This window comes from Bradyrhizobium amphicarpaeae (assembly GCF_002266435.3).
Lineage (GTDB): Bacteria > Pseudomonadota > Alphaproteobacteria > Rhizobiales > Xanthobacteraceae > Bradyrhizobium > Bradyrhizobium amphicarpaeae.
Map to the genome: position 1 here is coordinate 1829069 of NZ_CP029426.2, position 19291 is coordinate 1848359.

The following is a 19291-nucleotide window of genomic DNA, read 5'->3' on the forward strand; positions in this document are numbered from 1 at the left end:
AGGCATCGGTGATCGTCAACGGCCGTTTGAGCACAGTCGTCGTCGCTCGCGACGCGTTGCATGCGGCGCGGGACGCCGAAGAAGCAGGCAGTCTGGTCGAGGCCGTTCTCTGCTATGTCGAGCAGATGCAATACGTCGGCTCCTTCTCGCGGCAAGAACTGCCCGAGGTAGCGATGCAACTCTATCATGCGTCCTACTATTACGCCCAGGTCCTCAACGGCGGACATAGTCAGTTCATTGTCAACTCCGATCGGTTGCTTCAAATCACTTGCATTGACGCGCTCGCCGGACTGAAGGCGATGGGAGACGTCGATAGAAGCCAAATCCTGCAAGAGATGATGGTTTGGATGGACGAGCATCCCGACGAGGCCGCCCGGCAAGATGGCGCCTTAACCAGCGCGGACGCGCTCGACGAACTCGATGACCGCTTTTATGAGCTAGACGCGTTTCGTCCAATGTATCCGCTGGGGGCGCGATGGATCGCGAGCTGGCCTGAACTGAAGCCGGTGGCAGACAACCAATATGCCGCCGAAATCGACAGACTCGCGCAGCTTCACCCCAACTTTCCTCGGCGGCGGCTTTGGCGGAGTGTCGAGCAGTTCAGGTATCAAATTGTCAACGACCTGCAGCTTGCCGTGGCTGTCTCATGTGGAGCGGTGAGGCCTGATCCTGAATTTAAGGTGGCTATTCTGGCAAGACACAACACGGAGGTGGGGCGTGAGCCATGTCGGGCGTTTGGAGTGAAGACCGACAAGGGCGCTCGACTTTGCGCCTTGCTGAAATCGGAGGCCAGGCTGTATGAGGCCGCGAGCGATTTTTCCCCCGGCGCGTTACTTTCGAGTGTCTCCGCCGATACAATCAGGAGCGTCGAAATCTTGGCTAAACAGCATCTGGCTGCTGAAGCGATCGACTTGATGCTGCGCAATTTGGGCCTGGACACCGCGGCGGCTCTTACGGTCCTCAGGTTGGGTGAGGACAGCGTGACATGGTGCGCCTTGATCGGGACCAAACTCGTTGAAATTGAAACTCGCAGCGATCGTGCCAGTGCCTTCGAAGCTGGAGGTAAGAGCAGGCTGACGATCCTGCGCCCTGAGATCGAACGGCATGTTGCGGACGTCGCGCTTGGCCGGCCAGCCATCTAGAGCCGTAACCTTGACGCTTCCGCTCGCGAAACCCCTGCCTCCCTTGACGCCGCCTTCCGGTCATGGTGATTATCCCGTCATGAACACCGTTGTCCGCCCGTTCCGTCGTTGGTGGCGCGCCTCCTAAAGAGGTGGCCGGTGCGATTTTTCCCATCCCAATCGTCCGAGGTCGCCCCACAGCGCGGCGGCCTTTTCGTTTGTCCTGTGGCGTTCCCTCCTCAAGTTTCGTAAGAGGACCACATGAACAGGACAGTCTTTGCCCTCCCGGCCAGTAGCGACTATGTGACCCGCGCAGGGCTCGCGGTCACGCGCGTCGCGGAGCAGTTTACCGGTGGGGCCTCGCGGCTCGACGATCTCGTCAGCCTGCTCGACCGCCGCCGTGGCGTGGTGCTGTCGTCGGGCACGACCGTGCCCGGGCGCTACGAGAGCTTTGACCTCGGCTTCTCCGATCCGCCGCTCAAGCTCGAGACCACGGGCGTCGATTTCAAGCTGGAAGCGCTGAACGCGCGCGGCGAGGTGCTGATCGCTTTCCTGGCAGACGTGCTGCGCGAGCCCTGCGTCGTCATCTCCGAGAAGACCGCGACGCGCCTTGCCGGCCATATCATCCGCGGCGATGCGCCGGTCGAGGAAGACCAGCGCACGCGGCGTGCCAGCGTGATGTCGCTGGTGCGCGACATCATCGCAGCCTTCTCCGCCAATGACGACGGGCTGCTCGGCCTGTTCGGCGCCTTCGCCTACGACCTCGTGTTCCAGATCGAGGACCTCGTGCAAAAGCGCGCACGAGAGAGCGACCAGCGCGACATCGTGCTCTATGTGCCCGACCGCCTGCTGGCCTATGACCGCGCCACCGGCCGCGGCGTGGTGCTCTCGTACGACTTTGCGTGGAAGGGCAAATCCACCGACGGCCTGCCGCGGGAGACCGCCGAGAGTCCGTATATGAAGACGCCGCGGCAGGGTTTTGCCGATCATGCGCCCGGCGAATATCAGGCCACGGTCGAGACCGCGCGCGCGGCCTTCGCCCGCGGCGATTTGTTCGAGGCGGTACCAGGACAGCTGTTTGCCGAGCCCTGCGACCGCTCGCCGGCCGAAGTCTTCCAGCGCCTCTGCGTCATCAACCCGTCGCCCTACGGCGCGCTGATGAATCTCGGTGAGGGCGAGTTTCTCGTCTCCGCCTCGCCGGAAATGTTCGTGCGCTCTGACGGACGCCGTGTCGAGACCTGCCCGATCTCGGGCACCATCGCGCGCGGCAGCGATGCGATCGGCGATGCCGAGCAGATCCGCCAGCTCCTGAACTCGGAGAAGGACGAGTTCGAGCTCAACATGTGCACCGACGTCGACCGCAACGACAAGGCGCGCGTCTGCGTCCCCGGCACGATCAAGGTGCTGGCGCGCCGGCAGATCGAGACCTACTCGAAGCTGTTCCACACCGTCGATCATGTCGAGGGCATGCTGCGCCCCGGCTTCGACGCGCTCGATGCCTTCCTCACCCATGCCTGGGCCGTCACCGTGACAGGCGCGCCGAAGCTGTGGGCGATGCAGTTCGTCGAGGATCACGAACGCTCGCCGCGACGCTGGTATGCCGGCGCGATCGGCGCGGTGAACTTCGACGGCAGCATCAACACCGGCCTGACCATCCGTACCATCCGCATGAAGGATGGTCTGGCCGAGGTTCGCGTCGGTGCCACCTGCCTGTTCGATTCAGATCCGGCCGCCGAAGACCGCGAGTGCCAGGTCAAGGCCGCCGCGTTGTTCCAGGCCCTGCGCGGCGATCCGCCGAAGCCGCTGTCGACCTTTGCGCCCGATGCGACCGGCTCGGGCAAGCGGGTGCTGCTGATCGACCACGACGACAGCTTCGTGCACATGCTCGCCGATTATTTCCGTCAGGTCGGCGCCGACGTCACCGTGGTCCGCCATGTCCACGCGCTCGACATGCTCAAGCAGAAGAGCTGGGACTTGCTGGTGCTGTCGCCCGGACCCGGCAGGCCTGAGGATTTCGGGATCAAGAAGACCATCGATGCGGCGCTGGAGAAGAAGCTGCCGGTGTTCGGCGTCTGCCTCGGCGTACAGGCGATCGGCGAATATTTCGGCGGCGAGCTCGGCCAGCTCACCCATCCGGCCCATGGCCGGCCCTCGCGGGTGCAGGTGCGCGGCGGGCGGCTGATGCACAATCTGCCGAACGAGATCGTCATCGGCCGCTATCACTCGCTGTTCGTCGAGCGCGACAGCATGCCGGAGGTTCTGTCCGTCACCGCCAGCACCGAGGACGGCGTCGCCATGGCGCTGGAGCACAAGACGCTGCCGGTCGCCGGCGTGCAATTCCACCCGGAATCGCTGATGTCGCTCAGCAACGAGGTGGGGCTACGTATTGTCGAGAATGCGTTCCGGCTTGATGCGCCGGTCAATTGAGAGGCACGAATGACCTTTGATCTGAAGGCGAGCGTCCGCACCATCGCCGACTACCCCAAGCCGGGGATCATGTTCCGCGACATCACGACCCTGCTTGCGGACGCGCGCGCCTTCCGCCGCGCGGTCGACGAGCTCGTCAATCCCTGGGCCGGCAACAAGATCGACAAGGTCGCCGGCATGGAGGCTAGGGGCTTCATCATCGGCGGCGCGGTGGCGCACCAGCTCTCGGCCGGTTTCGTGCCGATCCGCAAGAAAGGCAAGCTGCCGCACACCACCGTGCGGATCGCCTATTCGCTCGAATACGGCATCGACGAGATGGAGATGCATGTCGACGCCATCTCGCCCGGCGAGCGCGTCATCCTGGTCGACGACCTCATCGCCACCGGCGGCACCGCGGAAGGCGCGGTCAAGCTGCTGCGCCAGATCGGCGCCAACGTCGTTGCCGCCTGCTTCATCATCGACCTGCCCGATCTTGGTGGCGCCGCCAAGCTGCGCGCCATGGACGTGCCGGTGCGCACGCTGATGACGTTCGACGGGCACTGATAGGCCGCCGCGATCCTCAGATGGCTTCGGCCTTCAGCTTGTCCCGCCAATGCAACAGGCGCTCCTTCAGCAGCGCGTTCCTGACATAGGCGGTTTCCTCGTCCTCCAGACGCTCGCATTTGCCAAAGCTCAGGCCGGCCTCGCCATGCGCATTCCAGGCGGCCTGGAGGCTGCGGCAGCTGTGGCTGACCTGGCGCAGCGCGAACCAGATGCGGTTCTGGATCGTCTCCAGGTTCGGGGCCTGTCCGACCCAGGCCTCGCCTGAGGCCGCGCAGCGGACCACGTAGATGCCCGCGATGGTCTTCCGCTCCTTGTAGGCGGCGATCGCTGCTTTCCGGTCGATGCTCACGGTGACGGTCCTTGTTGCGGGGGATATCGATGCCCGCCTCAATAAGCCCGCTCCAACCCGCAGTCAATATTATCCGGGTAAAATTATCTAGGATCGCTGCAGGATCAGGCTGAGCTCGAGCTCGCGGAAGGCAAAGTAATTCCGCCGGATCCATTGGTGCAGCTCGGTCGAGGCGTCCTTCTCCTGGCGCAGATAGCCGGTGAAGGAGAAGTTCAGCCGGTCGACATAGGTCTTGAGGAAGCCGGGCAACGCGGGCAGACGGAACAGGCGGCCGCCGGCCATCGCTGCCGGCAGCTCGCCCCGAATGACGTATTCGTTGTCCACCGTGATCAGGTTCATCCGCGGGATCCGCTCGCGCAGCATCTCGTGAGCGCGGGCCGAGGCGCGGTCGGTGTCGGCGACAAACAGGATCTGTGGTGCGACATGGCGGCGGGCGGCCTCCTTCAAGAGGCCGATCTCGTCGGCCATCTTGAAGAACTCGTCGAATGCGTGATAGCCGAGATCGATGACCTTGGCGACGCCGTCATCGACGATGACGCGGTCCATCAGCTGCATCTTGCCGTAGGTGTCGATCACGTCCGCAGTTTCCGTGACCTTCGGCAGGTAGTCGAGCAGCGACGGCTCCTTCAGATTGACGTCGAAGGCCGCGACATTGCCGTTCTTGAGCAGCAGAAATTCGGCGAGCAACCGCGCCAGCAGGGTCTTGCCGACCTGCGGGCGGGGCGAGCAGATGATGTAGACGGGCGTTGCGGGCATTGCAGCTATTATTTGAGCGAACTCACCGCCCCAATCCAGCCGTATCAGCCCGGACCGCGCAACTATTTTTCGCTGTTGCGGGTAGCGGGCTTCGAGCCGACGATATCGGTCAGGCGGATCCGGTCGAACTCGCTCCAGACGTTCGCCAGCCAGTGCCGGACATAGCCGCGCAGCACGAACGAATAATTCGCGGCCTCGTCGTTGATGCCCTTGTTGGCAACGAACTTCAGGAACGGGACGGAGGAGACTTCGACCTGTTCATACGCCATTTCATTGAGCTTTGGGATGGTCAGCTCGGTCGCGTCCTTGATGCGGTTGAAATACGATTGGTAAGTCGCCTGGTCCCATTGGAAGAACTGGGTGTCGTTGATGAAGTTCTTCACCAGGAAATATTTCGCGCCGCCCATGAAGCCCGCAGTCTCGGCGATCTCGTCCAGCGAGGCGATCGAGGGGCCGAGGATGTGGAACACCGCGAAGGTGATCTGGCCGGCCTTGGCGGCGTCCAGGAAGCCGATGTCGCGGAGCGAGGCCAGCGCCGGCGAGAGCAGGCCGGCGCGGACGTCGATCACGGTGACCGACGGGCTTGTCGCGTTGAGCGTGTCGAAGATCTTCATCTGGTCGGCCGTCGTCGTCATGTCGACGATCTCGGTGATATCGGGGTGGAAGCGCTTCAGCGTTCCGCGTGGCGACTCGGTGTCGAACGCGCGCGTCGGCACGTTGTTGGCGGAAAAATAATCGAGCAGGGTGCGCGAAACCGTGGTCTTGCCGACCCCGCCCTTGTCCGCGCCCACCACAACCACTGCCGGCTTTGCCATTGCTGTCCCCTAACGCGCCCTCCGATCGCGAGGTCGCAATCGGCCGGGCCCCAAATCGATGTCCCGAGTCTGCTGTTGGGCGCGAACATGGCAGAAACAAGGGAGAATTCAATTCCTCGGCATGCCGATAAGGCAATTCCCGAAATTTTTCCCAGCCCTCGCAAAACCCGGCGCGTGCGGAGGTAAATCACGCACTCAATGGCGGCCCCAGGGACCCTTCGGATTGATTGGGCTTGCCACTGCGGTTCCGGCGGGGCCGGGTGCGGGCACGGGTGGCGGACCGGCCGAGCTACCAGCGTCGTCCCACGGTCCCTTCGACATCGGCGGCGGCGCGTCGGGCTGGTCGGTTTGCGCCTCCGGCTCGTCAGTCTCGTCCTTGGGCGGCGGCAGCGGGCCCGGATCGTGGCCGCCGGCAAACTTGACCAGCGCGTCGACCCGGGACTGCACGGACGGGTGGGTCGCGAACAGGTCGGCAAAGCCCTCGCGAGGATTGTCGACGCAGAGCTCCATCACGGCCGAGGTCGCGCCCGGCAGTTCGCCGCGGTTCTCGATCTTGCGCAGCGCTGAGATCATGGCATCGGGATCTTTGGTCAGCTCGACGGAGCCGGCGTCGGCGAGATATTCGCGCGACCGCGACAGCGCGAGCTTGACCACCTGGGACAGCAGCCAGGCCACCACGATCAGCACGATCGCGATGATGATCACGATCACCGCGCCGCCGCCGGAGTTCTTGTTGTCACTCGACGACGAGGACGACCGCGACGATGAGGAGCCAGAGGACCACGATCCGCCGCTCCAGCTGAAATTGGTGAACAGGCGGAAGAACAACTCGCCGAAGAAGCCGACCACGCCGGCGATGATGACGGCGACCACCATCAGCTGCACGTCGCCGTTCTTGATGTGGGTCAGCTCGTGGCCAAGCACCGCTTCGATCTCCTTGTCATCAAGCGCGCTGAGGAGACCCGTGGTAACCGTGATGGAATATTGCCTGGGATTGAGACCGGTCGCGAACGCGTTCAGCGCCGGGCTCTCCATGATCTTCAGCTTCGGCATGGTGATGCCGCGCGAGATGCAGAGGTTTTCCAGCAGATTGTAGAGCCGCGGCTCCTCCTGCCTCGTGACGTCGTGGCCGCCGGTCACCGCGTCGATCATCGACTGGTGGAAGAAATAGGCGATCACGACCCATGCCGCCGCCACGATCGTCGCAACCGGCGCGGCCACGATCAGATCGTGGAGGGCGCGCCTCAGATAATAGACGACGGTCTCATTGCCGTTGATGACGACTTCGGCGACCAGCGCGCCGGCATAGACCAGTACATAGACCAGCGCGAACAGGCCGGCGAGCAGCAGCATCGAACGAAACTTGTTCGAGGCGATGTGCGTGTAGAGACCATACGCGGCCATGACGCGGTTGCCCTGCGGCCTAGCGGCTTGAGATCAGAACTTTACCTGCGGCGCCGCCTCGACCTCGGTGCGGCTCGCCCCGAGATCGAAGAAGTCCTTTTTGGTGAAGCCGAACATGCCGGCGAACAAGGCGGCCGGCATCTGTTGGATGCCGGTGTTGTATTCCTGGACCGCGTTGTTGAAGAAGCGGCGGCTCGCCGCGATCTTGTTCTCGAGGTCGGACAGCTCGGATGCGAGCTGCTGGAAGTTGGCGTTGGCCTTGAGGTCCGGATAGGCCTCCGACAGCGCGATCAGCCGGCCGAGCGCGCCGGAGAGCTGGTTCTCGGCCGCGGACACCTGCGCCGGACCCTGCGCCGACATCGCCGAATTGCGCGCCTTGATGACGTCGTCGAGCGTGCCGCGCTCATGCGAGGCATAGCCCTTCACCGTCTCGACGAGGTTCGGGATCAGATCGTGGCGCTGCTTGAGCTGTACGTCGATATCGGCAAAGGCCTGGCTGACGCGCTGGCTCAGCGCCACCAGGCGGTTGTAGGCGGTGAACGCCAGGAACACGAGAACGACGATGACGCCGAGAACGATCCAGCCGGTCGACATGGAGAACTCCTGAAGGGGGAAGAAGACGGGTGCTAGCCTAGACCAAATTGGCGCGAAGCGAGAGCCCGGCGCAGAGGGGAGGTAAGACTTGGTCGAATGAGGAACCATCCGAGTTCAAGACGAACGCAGCGGGCGAGGTTAACTTTCGGACAGAACAGCGTCACCCCAGCGCCAGCGGCGCGCCCCAGCATAGGCAGCCTTGTCACGGCGAGGCACCCTCGTGATGGCGACGCCGCCCTCGGTACAGAGCTTCGCCGCGATCTCGGCCTTGCCGACATCCGGCGGCGCCAGCACGCGGCCGGCCCGGCTCGCGGGCGGCGTGCGGGTCAGGGCGACGTAGATGAAGCGTTCGTCCTCGAATGGCACGTCGGCGCCCTTGATCTGGCGATGGGCCTGCAAGCGCGGCAGGCGCTGGGAGAAGTGGCACCAGTCGGGTGCGGTGAGGGGGCAAGGCTTTTCGTATGGGCATGGGGCGGCGACGAAGGCACCCAGCGCAATCAGTTGCTGGCGCAGCGCGAGGATGCGCGCGTAGCCCGCGGGCGTGCCGGGCTCGATCACGACCAGCGCGTGACGCGCTTTCGTCCACATCGCTTCTGCTAGCTTGCGCTGATCTCCTTCGGTGAGCTCGCCGATGACGTAGCTGGCGACGACGAGATCGGCTTGCGACACTTCCGCGAGGTTCGCACCGGCATCGCCAGGCAGATAGCGGCATTCCGCGAGACGTGTGCTGTCGCGCGCCAGTTCGAGCGCGAGCCGGCTCAGTGTGGCGTTGGCATCGAGCAGGGTGAAATCCTGCAGCGAGGGGAAGGCCTCCGCGGCGGCCCAGCTCGCGGTGCCCGGGCCTGCGCCGACGTCGAGCAGCGTTTCCGGAGTGAAGTCAGGTGCGATCCCGGTGAGTGCATTCAGGCTCGCGGCCACCGCCGCGTAGGTGGCCGGCATGCGCGCGAGCGCGTAGGCGAGCGCATCGGCGTCCGACTTGATCGTGCCGGAGCCGCCGCCGGCGCGATATGTCGTCGAGATCTTTTGCGAGCGCTGCGCGGCGTCGGTGCGCGAAAAGCCCTGGAGCTTGCCGTCGAGGGCGGCTTTTAGTTCGGCGGGGAGAGTGGGCGATATCGTCATCGTCATGCCCCGCGCAGGCGGGGCATCCAGTATTCCGAGACGGTACCGTCAAACCGAGAGGCCGCGGCGTACTGGATCATCCGCCTTCGCGGATGATGACGTCGGTGGGTGTGGCGCGAGCGTGGCCTCACGCCACGTTCTGGTCGAGAATGTCCACCGCCTCGGACAGGCTCACCGACACCAGCTGCGAGACGCCGCGCTCGGCCATGGTGACGCCGAACAGCCGGTTCATCCGCGCCATGGTGATCGGGTTGTGCGTGATGATGATGAAGCGGGTGTCGGTCGAGCCGGTCATCTCGTGCAGCAGGTTGCAGTACCGTTCGACGTTGTGGTCGTCGAGCGGCGCGTCGACTTCGTCCAGCACACAGATCGGCGAGGGGTTGGTGAGGAATACCGCGAAGATCAGCGCCATCGCGGTCAGCGCCTGCTCGCCACCCGAAAGCAGCGACAGCGTCTGCGGCTTCTTGCCCGGTGGCTTTGCGATGATCTCAAGGCCGGCTTCCAGCGGGTCGTCGCTCTCGATCAGGTGCAGCGCGGCCTCGCCGCCGCCGAACAGCTCGACGAACAGGCGCTTGAAGTGGTTGTTGACGACCTCGAACGAGGTCAGGAGCCGCTCGCGCGCCTCCTTGTTGAGGCTCTGGATGCCCTGGCGCAGACGCTTGATGGCTTCGACCAGATCGTCGCGCTCGGTGACCAGACTGTTGTGCTGGGTCTCGACCTCGCGCAGCTCTTCCTCGGCGCGCAGATTGACTGCGCCGAGGCGCTCGCGGTCGCGGCGCATCTTTTCGAGGTCTTCCTCGATATCGTGCAGCGGCGGCAGCTCCGCGCCGGGCTCGATCTCGGCCAGACCTGCAACGGCCTGCGGCTCGACTTCCAGCATGTCGCGGATCTCGCGCTCGATGTCCTCGAGCCGGCGCCGCGCGCCTTCCATGCGCTCCTCCGCGCGGGCTGTCGCCTCGCGGGAACTGGAGAGCGCCTCGAGCGTCAGCTTCGCGGCACGGTCCGTTTCAGCCATCAGCGTTTCCGCGGTGGCAAGCGCGTCGGCGGCCATGCGGCGGTCGTTCTCGGCGTATTCGATCTCGGTGATCAGTGCGCTGCGCTTCTCGGCGAACACTTGCGGCGCGTTTTCGAGATCGCTGCGCTCGATCGTGAGCTCGGCGATGCGGGCCTGGATGGTGTCGATGTGGGAGGCCGCGCTCTCCTTGCGGTTCTGCCACTCGGTGCGTTCGGCCAGGATCGCCTGGACGCGGCGGTCGGCGAGCTCGGCTTCGCGCGCCAGCGCCTGCGCCTCGGCGCGGACCTGAGCCGCCATGCGGCGATGGCCTTCGATGTCGCTGCGGACCGCCGCGAGGCGGGTCTCGGTGTCCTCGCTCGACGGCAGCTCGGAGATGCCGGCTTCGGCATATTCGTAGGCGGCCTCGGCCTCGGCGCGGTCGGCGGCGAGACGGCTGTGCGCTTCCGACAGCGTTGCCTTGCGCGCTGCGTGGCGGCTGATCTCGCGCTCGGCGGTGGCGTGACGCTCGCGCGCGACATTGAGCTCGCGCTGCGCGGCGCGCCAGGCTTCGCGGCTGGCACCTTCGGTGCTGGCCGCCATCTGCAATTCGGACTCGGCGTTCTCCAGCGCCTGACGCTTGATCTGTGCGTCGATGCGGGCCTGCTCCAGCTCGTTCTCGATGTCGACGAGGCGGGCGCGCTCGGCCAGGCGCCGCGCGGCACCGGTCGGGGCATGGGCTGCGGCGACAAAGCCGTCCCAGCGCCAGACGTCGCCTTCGGGCGAGACCAGCCGCTGGCCGGTCTTGAGTTGCGACACCAGCTCGGCGCCGCGCTCGCGTGGCACCACGCCGATCTGGGCCAGACGGCGCGTCAGCTCGGCCGGCGCCTGCACATGATTGGCGAGCGGCACGGCGCCCGCGGGCAGCTCCGGATCGCCGTCGGTGTGGCCGACATTGGTCCAGCGCATCGGCGCCGACGGGTCGATCGGCGCATCGAGATCGTCGCCGAGCGCGGCGCCGATCGCCTTCTCAAAACCCTTGTCGACGGTGATGCCGTCGATGATCGGCGGCCACAGATTCTTGGTCTCGCCGTTGAGGATCTTGGAGATCGTGCGCGCCTCGGTTTCGAGCCGCTGCGCGCGCTTGTCGGCCTCGACCAGCGGCGAGCGCGACGATTCCAGCGTCTGGCGCGCCGCGACGTGCGCGGCTTCGCTGGCCTGCGCTGCGGCTTCGGAAGCCGCGAGCGTCTCTTCCGCGGTTTCGACCAGAGCGGTCAGCTCGTCGAGATCGCCGAAGCCGCCGGTCTCGGCGGCAAGCTTCTGCTCTTCGGCCGCGACGTTCGCGATCTCCTGGTCGAGCCGGGCCAGCTTGTCGCGATGGGTGCGGACGTTGGCTTCGAGCTGGTTGCGCTTGGCGGTGAGGTCGGCGAGCGCGGTGGTGAGCTCGGCGAATTGCTGCTCGGTTTCGGTCAGCACCGCCTCGGCTTCGCCGACGCGCTCGTCGACGCCGGAGCGCTTCTCGACGCGCGACTTGATCTCTTCCTTCAGCTCGGAATCTTCGGTGTCGAGCCGCTGCAGCGCGACGTCGGCGTCCATGGTCTGCTGCTGGGCGCGGGAGATGTCGCCTTCGAACTGGGCGAGGCGGCGCTCGAGCTCGGCGACGCGCTCTTTGGCGCGCTCCTCCTCGCGGTCGAGCAACTCCCGGGCATTGGTGAGACGCTGCAAGCCAGCAGCGGCGCGCGCTTCGGCATCGCGCAGCGCCGGCATCTCCGCGGCGCGGATCGCCTGGATGCGGGCGGCCTCGGCCTGGTGCTGGGTGCGCTCGGCCATCTCGCGCACCGCGAGATCATGGGTCTGGCCGGATTCGTTGACGTCGGCGTGGGCGCCGATCCAGCGCAGATGAAACAGGGTGGCTTCCGCCTTGCGGACCTTGGCCGCGACCTCGCGATAGCGCACGGCCTGGCGGGCCTGCTTCTTCAGGCCTTCCATTTGCCCTGCGAGCTGGCCGATCACGTCTTCGACACGGGTGAGGTTGGTTTCTGCCGCCTTCAGCCGCAGCTCGGCCTCGTGGCGGCGGGCGTGCAGACCGGCGACGCCTGCGGCGTCTTCCAGCACGCGGCGGCGCTGCTCGGGCTTGGCCTGGATGATCTCGCCGATCTTGCCCTGGTGGACGAGGGCGGGCGAGCGTGCGCCGGTAGCGGCGTCAGCGAACAGGATCTGCACGTCGCGCGCGCGCACGTCGCGGCCGTTAATACGATAGACCGAGCCGGCTTCGCGCTCGATGCGGCGGGAGATTTCGAGCAACTGGCTGTCGTTCATCGCCGCCGGCGCGGTGCGATCGGCATTGTCGATCGTCATCGTCACTTCGGCGTGGTTGCGTGCGGGACGGTTCCCGGAGCCCGCGAAGATCACCGCATCCATGTCGGCGGCGCGCAGCGACTTGTAGGAGGTTTCACCCATCGCCCAGCGCAGCGCTTCGACGAGATTCGACTTGCCGCAGCCGTTGGGACCGACCACGCCGGTCAGGCCGGGCTCGATGACGAAGTCCGTGGGCTCGACGAAGGACTTGAAACCGTGAAGGCGCAGGCGGGTGATTTTCATAAGCACGCATCTCTGTTGGCAGGCGCGAATCCCCCTGCCGGGACACTACCATGGAAGGCAATGTCGCTATCCGGGCGAGTCGCGCGAGGCGCCTCATGCGGCTGGACAATGGCCGCGGTGCGCCGCGAGGGCAACCGGCCAAAGCCGCTTTTCCCAAGGGATTTATGCCGGGAAAGATACGGCTTTCGAGATGCGAATCAGGGTCTTGACGAGCGAATCAGCTCTTCAGCAGCGGATTGATCTTCTTGGCGAACTCCTCGAACGAGGCCTCGCCCTTGATCTTCTCGCCGTTGATGAAGAAGGTCGGCGTCGAATCCACCTTCAGAACGTCGCTGGCATATTTCTGGTCGGCGGCGATCTTGTCGAGCAACGCCTGGTCCTTCAGGCAGGCCTCGACCTGCTGCTGGGTGAGGCCGGCCTGCTTGCCGATCCGCGTCAGGGTCTCGGTGGTGTTCTTCACCACCCAGTCGTTCTGCTGGCGGAACAGCATGTCGGTGACCGCGAAATATTTCGGCGCGTCGTCCTTGGCGATGCAGCGCGACAGCATCGAGCCGGCGGCGGCTTTGATGTCGAGCGGGAACTCGCGGAAGATGTAACGCACCTTGCCGGTGTCGATGTATTCCTTCTTGATCTTCGGGAACACCTGCTCGTTGAAGGCGGCGCAGTGCGGGCAGGTCATCGAGGCGTATTCGGTGATGGTGACGGCGGCGTCGTTGGGGCCGAGCGCCATGTCGGGCAGCGACACCGGCTTGGCGACGTCGGCGGCCGATTGAGCGAATGCCTCGGAGATGAACCGGAGCGGCGAGAGCCCGGCGACCGCGGCAAGCCCGGTCAGCGACAGCATCGTATTGAAGGCGCGGCGGGTGATGATCACGGTCGACTCCCGAATTGGCAAAATGGCGCCCCAGGGGTCTATCAAGGTCCGCCCGGGCGGCCTGTCGCTAGCTTGAAACGTGGTTTGAGGCAATGGCGAGCGGCAGGGACGGGTCCAAATTGGCCGCGAAATAAGGCTCAATTTCGCTTGATGGCGGCCCCGAGCTTCGCCAGCGCCGTCTTCAGTTGTTCATCTTCGATGTCGCCCAGGCTCTCCGCCACCTTGGCCACCGCTTTGGCGTCGGGCGGGGCAGGCCGCTTCCGGGCCTGGGGCCGCGACAGCGGAGCCTGGCGGAAGGCGAGCTTGCCGACCGCGCTCCAGCCGAAGAAGCGGTTGACGCGCTCCAGGATGATATCGGCGGAATGCTGGATTTCCAGCGCCATCGGCCCCTCGACCCGCAGCACCAGGGTCGCCGGCTCCTGCGGCTGGCCCTCCACCGGGCGCGGCCATTGCATCTTCAGCGGCTCGGCATGGGCCGCGATCTCCGGACCTGCAATCTGCGCCCACCGCGTCACCAACTCGCGCGCCGCGAAGCCCTGCTTGGCATAGGCCTCGGCAAAGACGTCGTTGAGCAGGATCCCGAGCGGCTTGGCGCTGATGGGGCCGGGTTTGTAGATGGGACCGGATTTGGACATGGGGCCTTATAGCATTTCGGCGCGCGGGCCACATGTGCTTCGCCGTCATGGCCGGGCCTGTCCCGGCCATCCATGTTCTCCCTGCGAAGAAAGACGTGGATGTCCGCGACGAGCGCGGGCATGACGTGGAGAGGCCGGCGTATTGCCGTTACAGTGTTGGGATGAGCTCGACAACCGCCCGCAAGCCGAGGCCGGAACCTTCCGTGTCCACGTCATCGGCTCGTCCCACCTTGCTGCTTGCCTGGTACGACCGCCACCGCCGCCGTCTGCCCTGGCGCGCCGCGCCCGGCGAGGCGTCGGACCCGTACCGCGTCTGGCTGTCGGAGATCATGCTCCAGCAGACAACGGTGAAGGCGGTCGGCCCCTATTTCGAAAAATTCGTCGCGCGCTGGCCTGATGTCGCGGCACTCGGCAACGCCTCGCAGGACGACGTGCTGCGAATGTGGGCCGGGCTCGGCTACTATTCGCGTGCGCGCAATCTCTACGCCTGCGCGGTCGCGGTGACGCGCGAGCATGGCGGCAGCTTTCCGGATACGGAGGAGGGGCTTCGCGCATTGCCGGGGATCGGCCCGTACACCGCGGCGGCGATCGCGGCGATCGCGTTCGATCGTCACACCATGCCGGTCGACGGCAATATCGAGCGCGTGGTGTCGCGCCTGTTTGCGGTCGAGCAGGAACTGCCGCAAGCCAAACCGCTGATCCAGCAACTTGCATCGACGCTGCTTGCCAACTCCCGCGCCGGCGACAGCGCGCAGGCGCTGATGGATCTGGGCGCCTCGATCTGCACGCCGAAAAAGCCGGCTTGCTCGTTGTGTCCGCTGAACGAGGATTGCACGGCGCGCCTGCAGGGCACGCAGGAGACCTTTCCACGCAAGGCGCCCAAGAAAAGTGGGACCTTGCGGCGTGGCGCCGCCTTCGTGGTCACGCGCGGCGACGAGTTGCTTGTCCGCTCGCGGCCGGAAAAGGGCCTGCTCGGCGGCATGACGGAAGTGCCGGGCTCGGACTGGCTCGCCGGACAAGAGGATGCCGCCGCCAAAAAGCAGGCGCCGGAGCTGAAGGGATTGTCGCGCTGGCAGCGCAAAGTGGGCGTCGTCACCCACGTCTTCACGCATTTTCCACTTGAGCTTGTGGTCTACACCGCCAAGGCCGAAATCCGCACGCGCGCGCCTGCCGGCATGCGCTGGGTGCCGGTCGCCACGCTTGCGGACGAGGCGCTGCCCAATGTCATGCGCAAGGTGATTGCGCACGCGCTGGGCTGATCATCGTCAGGCCGCGCGTGCGGCCCGCTGGTCCTCCGCGGGCATCAGGAAGGTGCGGTTGCGGCCGGTCTTCTTGGCGACATAGAGGCCCTGGTCAGCGCGCTCGATCACGTCCTGCACGTCGCGGTCGCTCTCGTCGAACAGTGCGAGCCCGACCGAGACGGTGAGCGTGATGACGACGTTGTCGTGGCTGACCCTTGCGCTCTCGATCGATGTCCGGATGCGATCGGCGAGCAGCACCGCCGTCTCCTGATCGATCTCTCGCAAGAGCACCACGAACTCCTCACCGCCGAAGCGGGCGGCCTTGTCGGTGGTCCGGATCGACTGGTTGACGACCTCGGCGACGCGCTTGATGGCGTCGTCGCCGGCGGCGTGGCCATGGGTGTCGTTGATCTTCTTGAAATGGTCTATGTCGATCATCAGCGTCGCCATGTTGCGCTTGTAGCGGCGGCAGAACGCCATCGCATCGTCGGCGACGGCGAGGAAGGAGCGGCGGTTCATCAGGCCGGTCATGAAATCGGTGTCGGCGAGCTGGCGCAACTTCAGCATGTCCTCCTGAAGCTGCATCGCGTTTTCGGTCGCGCGCAGCTCGGCCTCCTTGGTGCGCTCCTCGGCGATGCCGATGCGGCGGAGCAGCGAGCGCAGTGCGCGAGAGAGCTGGACGACCTCGGCGGAGCCGCTCTGCCGCGCCAGCATGGTCGGCCCATGGGCGCGTCCGATGCGGTCGGCCTCCCGCGTCAGGGCGACGATCGGGGCTGCGATCCTTCGCGAGACCACAACGGCCAGCGAAAGCGCGATCAGCGCTGTCGCTGCGCCGATCGCCAAAATCATCTGCGCCGACCAGATCGCGGCCTTGAGCGCCACGCTCGCCGGCTGAGTCGCGGTGACGATCCAGTTCAGGCCCTGATAGTCGCGATGTCCCTTGCCGACGTGGAAGGCCGTCAGCATTTGCTCGCCGTTGTCGGTTTCCCTGAATGTGCCGGCGCCGGTCTTCACGATGCGCGCGAGCTCGTCGCCGCCGTAGCGGATCGTCTCTTTCTGCGGCCCCAGCAAGACCATGCCGCCCTTGCTGAGGATCGACAGGGTCGCGTCGGCGTTGCCATCATTGGCTTCGACGTCTTTGATCAAGTTGCTCGCCCAGTCCCAATTCAGGTGACCGCCGAGGACGCCGAGCAGATCGCCATTGGTGTCACGTACGGGGACGGCGATGTCGACAAAGCGGTAGGGCTCGTTATTGGCGCGCTGCGTCAGCAGCGAGGCCAGCAGGATGGCCTCATGCACATCGCCGACAGCTACCCTTTCGAGCCCCTGCTTGAACCAGGGGCGCTCGGCCACGGATTTGCCCTGGAGGAGGCCGCCGGTGGCGGCGACGACGTCGCCATTTACGTCGGCATAGCCAATCCAGGCGAATTCAGAGAACGAGCGCTGGAGGTTCTCCAGCGAACTGCGCAAAGCGACCGGATCCCCCTGCCACTGCGTTTGCATCGGTTGCATCTCGGCGAACAGCTTCATCTCCTGCTGGCGCGTCGCCATAAACCGATCGAGCCGGCCAGAAGCCGTGGAAGCAGTCGCTGTCAGGCTGCTCTCGATGAGAGCGGCTGTGTTTCTGTAGCTGATGAGTGCGGCGCCGGCTGCGAGCGTGCCTACGAGCACGACGGACATGACAGCCACGGCCGCGGCTATCTGGGTCCTTACGGTTAAGTGGTCTTCAATCACGTGCAGGCGGTCTCGAACCTGCTGCAAGAGGGCTCGCATGGATAGGCTCCGGTTTCCCCGTCGCGTATGCCATGTGGTACCTGCCAACCGCTTACCGGCGGATTTCCCAATTGGATCGTGTTGAATCGGTCGTGAATCGGTTTGGTTGAAGCGAATTGAATTTCCGGGTTCCATGAGTTCCATCCCTCCGGGACCCGCTTGATGTGGCCTTCCGCTGCTGACAGAGGGTTGTCAGCAGCCTGCGCTATTCTTGACGGCAGTGGAGGTGGCGCATGGTCAAAACCGCGCTCGACAATTTTCCAAGGCCCCCCTGTGCCGAATTGCTGGGATGGCGCCTGCTCGATGCCCGCCCCGAGGAGGGCTGGATCAAGCTCGGCTTCGAGGGCAAGCCGGAGTTCTGCAATCCGGCCGGCTTCATCCAGGGCGGCATGCTCTCGGCCATGCTCGACGACACCATGGGCCCGGCGGTGCTGGTGATGAGCGAGGGCCGGCTCTTCACCACGACGATCAGCATGACCGTGAATTTCCTCAGCCCCGCGAAGCCTGGGCCGATCATTGGTGAAGCCAGAGTGACGCAGCTGGGCAAGACCATTGCCTTCGTCGAAGCCAGGCTGATGACCGAAGACGGCACCGTGCTGGCGACGGCGAGTGCCAGCGAGCGGCTGCTGGAGGCGGCGAGGGTGGTGCGCTGAGGCGGGCACCAGTCTCTCGCTCCCTCGCCCCGTTCATACGGGGGAGAGGAGAAAAGACCGTGCGGCCTGCTGAGGCGCCAGAGCTTAACCGGCCGCCCGCCTCGCATCCTTGCTCACGATCGGCGGTTTGGCGTTCAGCGCTTCGACCTGAAATCCCGCGACGCGCTTGTAGTTCGCTGCGATGTCTTCCAGCTCCTTTTGCGACAGCACATCGGTGACGATCTTGTAGCCGTCGGGCGCGCGCTCTTCGACCAGCTGCATCACCTGCTCGGGGCCGTTCTTGCGGTTGAGCAGCACGAGGTCGGTGGTCGCAGGCCGGCGCTCGGCCTCATAGGCGAGCAGCGCCGCGGTCGTCGGTCCATGCGCGAGAATCTCGCGGGTGATGGTGCGGGCATCTAGGATGGCCTGCGAGGCGCCGTTCGAGCCGATCGGGTACATCGGATGAGCGGCATCGCCCATCAGCGTGACCTTGCCGAAAGTCCATCGTGAAATCGGATCGCGGTCGACCAGCGGATATTCATAGGCGTGCGGGCAGTTCCTGATCAGGCTGGGCACGTCGAGCCAGTCGAATTGCCAGTTCTCGAACCAAGGCAGGAACTCTTCCAGCCGTGCGGTGCGGTTATAGTCCTCGCGCCGCCACTGATAGGTCGGCGGCATATGCCGTTCGGCAACCCAGTTGATCAGATGGTTGCCCGCCGCGTCCGGCGCCTTGCTGATCGGATAGCAGACGAATTTCAGGATCTCATGGCCGGCCATGATCATGGTGCGGCCGGTCAGGAAGGCCTTGGAAGGCGTGACGCCGCGCCAGAGGATGCGGCCGTTCCAGATCGGCGGACCTTCGCCCGGATAGAGCTTTTCGCGCACGGCGGAATGGATGCCGTCAGCGGCGATCAGGATCGCGCCGTCGTAGGTCCCGGCGGCGTTGCCCGTCGCCTTGTCGATGAAATCGGCGCGCACGCCGTCCGCGGTTTCGGTCCAACCTGTCAGATGATGGCTGGTCAGGATGTTGCCTCGCCCGAGCCGCTCGACCGCGGTGTCCAGCAGGATCTGCTGCAGCGTGCCGCGATGGATCGAGAATTGCGGCCATTTGTAGCCGGCCTCCAGTCCGCGCGGCTCGCTCCAGATCGGCTTGCCGTGCTTGGAGAAATAGGCGAGCTCGTGCGTCCGCACCCCGCTGGCATCGAGCTTGTCCAGCAGCCCGAGCTCGATCAGCTCTCGCACCGCATGCGGCAGCACGTTGATGCCGACGCCGAGCGGCTTCAGTTCGGCGACGCTCTCGAACACTTTCACGGGAACGCCGATTCCGTGCAGGCTGAGCGCAAGCGTCAAGCCGCCGATGCCGCCACCGGCGATGAGTACCGTCATGACATAATCCCCCCTCGATTGAAGGCGTCT

16 protein-coding genes are annotated in these 19291 nt (G+C 65.2%); 5 read left to right on the forward strand and 11 right to left on the reverse strand.

Going from position 1 to position 19291, the window contains the following annotated elements:
* Positions 1 to 8 precede the first annotated feature (8 nt).
* From CIT40_RS08695 to CIT40_RS08705, 3 genes are all read left to right on the forward strand, one after another.
* On the forward strand, positions 9 to 1142 hold the full coding sequence (locus tag CIT40_RS08695; RefSeq protein ID WP_244611944.1) for a DMP19 family protein: 1134 nt from the start codon (positions 9 to 11) through the stop codon (positions 1140 to 1142).
* Positions 1143 to 1382: 240 nt separating this feature from the next.
* The gene (locus CIT40_RS08700; RefSeq protein ID WP_094892677.1) at positions 1383 to 3548 is read left to right on the forward strand and encodes an anthranilate synthase component I; all 2166 of its coding nucleotides are present in this window, start codon (positions 1383 to 1385) and stop codon (positions 3546 to 3548) included.
* Positions 3549 to 3557: 9 nt separating this feature from the next.
* A complete protein-coding gene (locus tag CIT40_RS08705) occupies positions 3558 to 4091 on the forward strand; it encodes an adenine phosphoribosyltransferase (protein WP_094892676.1) in 534 nt (177 codons plus the stop codon).
* A gap of 16 nt (positions 4092 to 4107) precedes the next feature.
* Here the strand turns inward: CIT40_RS08705 and CIT40_RS08710 are convergent, their stop codons facing one another.
* The 9 genes from CIT40_RS08710 to CIT40_RS08750 all read right to left on the reverse strand — a co-directional run bounded on the left by CIT40_RS08710 (position 4108) and on the right by CIT40_RS08750 (position 14229).
* Positions 4108 to 4440: a GIY-YIG nuclease family protein gene (locus tag CIT40_RS08710; RefSeq protein WP_094892675.1), complete on the reverse strand. Its 333-nt coding sequence runs from the start codon at positions 4438 to 4440 to the stop codon at positions 4108 to 4110.
* 87 nt (positions 4441 to 4527) lie between these two features.
* On the reverse strand, positions 4528 to 5196 hold the full coding sequence (locus CIT40_RS08715; protein WP_094892674.1) for a P-loop NTPase family protein: 669 nt from the start codon (positions 5194 to 5196) through the stop codon (positions 4528 to 4530).
* Positions 5197 to 5258: 62 nt separating this feature from the next.
* Positions 5259 to 6011 carry a P-loop NTPase family protein gene (locus tag CIT40_RS08720; RefSeq protein ID WP_094892673.1) on the reverse strand — a complete coding sequence of 251 codons (753 nt, stop codon included), beginning with the start codon at positions 6009 to 6011 and terminating at the stop codon, positions 5259 to 5261.
* A gap of 195 nt (positions 6012 to 6206) precedes the next feature.
* Positions 6207 to 7415 (reverse strand): M48 family metallopeptidase, encoded by a 1209-nt coding sequence (locus CIT40_RS08725; RefSeq protein WP_094892672.1) that lies wholly within the window; start codon positions 7413 to 7415, stop codon positions 6207 to 6209.
* A gap of 33 nt (positions 7416 to 7448) precedes the next feature.
* Complete coding sequence (locus tag CIT40_RS08730; protein ID WP_094892671.1) at positions 7449 to 8009, reverse strand: LemA family protein; 561 nt, start codon at positions 8007 to 8009, stop codon at positions 7449 to 7451.
* Between the two features lie 138 nt (positions 8010 to 8147).
* The gene (locus tag CIT40_RS08735) at positions 8148 to 9128 is read right to left on the reverse strand and encodes a small ribosomal subunit Rsm22 family protein (protein WP_162307836.1); all 981 of its coding nucleotides are present in this window, start codon (positions 9126 to 9128) and stop codon (positions 8148 to 8150) included.
* A gap of 127 nt (positions 9129 to 9255) precedes the next feature.
* Complete coding sequence (smc, locus tag CIT40_RS08740; protein WP_094892669.1) at positions 9256 to 12720, reverse strand: chromosome segregation protein SMC; 3465 nt, start codon at positions 12718 to 12720, stop codon at positions 9256 to 9258.
* Positions 12721 to 12937: 217 nt separating this feature from the next.
* On the reverse strand, positions 12938 to 13594 hold the full coding sequence (locus CIT40_RS08745) for a DsbA family protein (RefSeq protein WP_094892668.1): 657 nt from the start codon (positions 13592 to 13594) through the stop codon (positions 12938 to 12940).
* 137 nt (positions 13595 to 13731) lie between these two features.
* A complete protein-coding gene (locus tag CIT40_RS08750; RefSeq protein ID WP_094892667.1) occupies positions 13732 to 14229 on the reverse strand; it encodes a DUF721 domain-containing protein in 498 nt (165 codons plus the stop codon).
* Between the two features lie 161 nt (positions 14230 to 14390).
* On the opposite strand from CIT40_RS08750, the gene mutY reads away from it, so the two are divergent.
* Positions 14391 to 15488: an A/G-specific adenine glycosylase gene (gene mutY / locus CIT40_RS08755; protein ID WP_162307412.1), complete on the forward strand. Its 1098-nt coding sequence runs from the start codon at positions 14391 to 14393 to the stop codon at positions 15486 to 15488.
* A 6-nt stretch (positions 15489 to 15494) separates the two neighbouring features.
* Here the strand turns inward: mutY and CIT40_RS08760 are convergent, their stop codons facing one another.
* The gene (locus CIT40_RS08760; RefSeq protein ID WP_094892665.1) at positions 15495 to 17243 is read right to left on the reverse strand and encodes a sensor domain-containing diguanylate cyclase; all 1749 of its coding nucleotides are present in this window, start codon (positions 17241 to 17243) and stop codon (positions 15495 to 15497) included.
* A gap of 233 nt (positions 17244 to 17476) precedes the next feature.
* On the opposite strand from CIT40_RS08760, the gene CIT40_RS08765 reads away from it, so the two are divergent.
* Positions 17477 to 17896: a PaaI family thioesterase gene (locus tag CIT40_RS08765; RefSeq protein ID WP_094892664.1), complete on the forward strand. Its 420-nt coding sequence runs from the start codon at positions 17477 to 17479 to the stop codon at positions 17894 to 17896.
* Positions 17897 to 17980: 84 nt separating this feature from the next.
* On the opposite strand, the gene CIT40_RS08770 is transcribed toward CIT40_RS08765, so the two are convergent.
* On the reverse strand, positions 17981 to 19261 hold the full coding sequence (locus tag CIT40_RS08770; protein ID WP_094892663.1) for a flavin-dependent oxidoreductase: 1281 nt from the start codon (positions 19259 to 19261) through the stop codon (positions 17981 to 17983).
* Positions 19262 to 19291: the final 30 nt, after the last annotated feature.